We start from the raw sequence: 1,884 nt of genomic DNA, 5'->3' as shown, positions 1-1,884 counted from the left end.
GCCACTGCCCTGATAGACAGCCCTCTCCACAGAGACCGCCCCGTAAGGGGTTTCATAACATTTAGCAACCTGATGCTTGTAGGAAAGCTTTCGCCCATTAACGACGACAGCCGCTCGTCCTGGAATCTCATAAAGATCCAGAATCTCGGCCGTACCGAGTCTCCCGGCTTCATTCAGGGCTTGTTGAAGACTGTCTTCACTGGCAAGCATATTGCTTTTCTGGACGGGGACTTCGATCTGAATGGTTATTGATTGGCTGTTACGGGATACAATAGAGGCGGTCATTATGATATCAGGCAGTTGGTGGCTATTTTCTGATATCAGAGTAGACACTTTCTGTTCTGTCAACACGGCAATTTATTGTATTAATCAGAAAGAACACCCTTTATGGGTGTCCTTTTTTTTAACCCCTGCTATTCAAACCCGAAGTGACGCCCTTTACCTTTAGATGTAACGACTATTTGTGCCTTACCCGGTTTTTCACTACCGTAAGCGGCATGCTGAATCTGTCTGTTGGTAACATTTAAATGTTTATCTATATCAGAAATACTGAGAGTTTGATTCCCACCTTTAAGTGAACAGTAATTTTGTTGATTTCTCGTACTGAAAGAGTAATCACCACAGGTAAACTTTATCGTCATATCAGGACCAAAGAAACACTTCTGAGTCGCAGACCAGGAAATTGTCTTATGTTTCGAGATCGACTTAGGTGGATTTTTGACCCATTCACCATGCGTAAGACGAGCGTTTATTGTGCAGTCATAATTGGTGTTGTTAATAAAACTGACTTCCAAAGTTCCCTCTGGGTGAATTATGGCAAAACTAACATTTGTGAAAAACATCATGTAAATGAAGGTTACAATAGCGGGTAATACTCTGTTCATTTCAGATACTCCATACTATAAAACAGTGACCATTTGAGCACCTGGTCTGTAGTAGTCACAACCTGACCTGACACTTACCCGACATAAGTCGTTTTTACCGTCAGGTTAGATTCAGGCTATCTGCTTTTCCTTACAGATCGTTTTGCTGTCTTCCAAGGTCTGCATAGGTGTCCGACCACAACACATCTTACCCCTGATGGGTTCGCTTGTTGTTGTAATCATCTATCCAGACATCCAAATCCTTCTGAAGTTCCGTTAAATCCGTATAAACCTTCTTTCTGAAGGCAATCTGATAAAATTTGTTGAGAATCGTCTTGTGGAAACGCTCACAGATGCCATTGGTCTGTGGGTGCCTCGCCTTCGTCTTTAGTAAGTCTTATTTTTGAAGAAAGCGAACTGCGCCTCTATCTGGCCGGGGCAGGTTATAGCGCCGAACATATCAACAAAACGCTGGTTATGCTGCGCTCGGCGGTGAATGCCCCCAACCAGTCATTGATGGCGGTGAACAAAGCCGTTTATCAACTGCTGCGTTACGGTGTTTCGGTAAAAGTGGCAGCGGGGGCCAATGCCGAAATGGTTCAGCTGATTAACTGGGGGCAGCCAGAAGAAAACCGCTTTGCCGTGGCAGAATATGGATCAGTTCCTGCCCAAGTGGCGCTGGTACCAGCAAGAGTTGGACCGGTTGCCCCTGAAGGAAGAATGTTGGGAGGCTCAGAACAGATCTGGCGTACCATCCCATCAAGATAACGGAGTTGGTGAGTGAACACGTCCTATAATGCAGCTGCCTTATTCACCGGCGAGGAGTTTCAAACCATTGCCAGGAGCCTGTCCGAGAATAGACTACCCTACTGCGGTTGCGATAAATTGGTCTAAAAATTCCTGCTTCTTCGTCAAATAGACCCGCTATTATCCTCAGAAGCAGAAATTTTTATCCTCAATTTCTCGTAATCCTCGCTACGGGCGCTATTCTCGGTCAGGCTCCTAGGAGCCTGTCGGACTT

2 protein-coding genes and 2 pseudogenes are annotated in these 1,884 nt (G+C 45.4%); 1 reads left to right on the top strand and 3 read right to left on the bottom strand.

Features of this window, described 5'->3' with window-relative positions; all coding sequences use genetic code 11:
* The 3 genes and pseudogenes from V4C51_RS17675 to V4C51_RS17665 form a co-directional block, all read right to left on the bottom strand.
* Window positions 1-333: pseudogene (locus V4C51_RS17675) on the bottom strand (hypothetical protein); the annotation flags it as partial.
* Window positions 334-413: 80 nt separating this feature from the next.
* Window positions 414-884 carry a hypothetical protein gene (locus tag V4C51_RS17670; RefSeq protein WP_330927485.1) on the bottom strand — a complete coding sequence of 157 codons (471 nt, stop codon included), beginning with the start codon at window positions 882-884 and terminating at the stop codon, window positions 414-416.
* A gap of 111 nt (window positions 885-995) precedes the next feature.
* Window positions 996-1,260 (bottom strand): annotated as a pseudogene (locus tag V4C51_RS17665) (integrase core domain-containing protein); the annotation flags it as partial.
* Here V4C51_RS17665 and V4C51_RS17660 point away from each other — a divergent pair.
* Complete coding sequence (locus tag V4C51_RS17660; RefSeq protein ID WP_330927484.1) at window positions 1,230-1,631, top strand: type I restriction endonuclease; 402 nt, start codon at window positions 1,230-1,232, stop codon at window positions 1,629-1,631. The pseudogene V4C51_RS17665 and the gene V4C51_RS17660 sit on opposite strands and share 31 nt — an antisense overlap.
* Window positions 1,632-1,884: the final 253 nt, after the last annotated feature.

Source organism: Candidatus Sororendozoicomonas aggregata (genome assembly GCF_031528575.1).
Lineage (GTDB): Bacteria > Pseudomonadota > Gammaproteobacteria > Pseudomonadales > Endozoicomonadaceae > Endonucleibacter > Endonucleibacter aggregata.
This window is presented reverse-complemented; position numbering and strand designations above follow the sequence as displayed.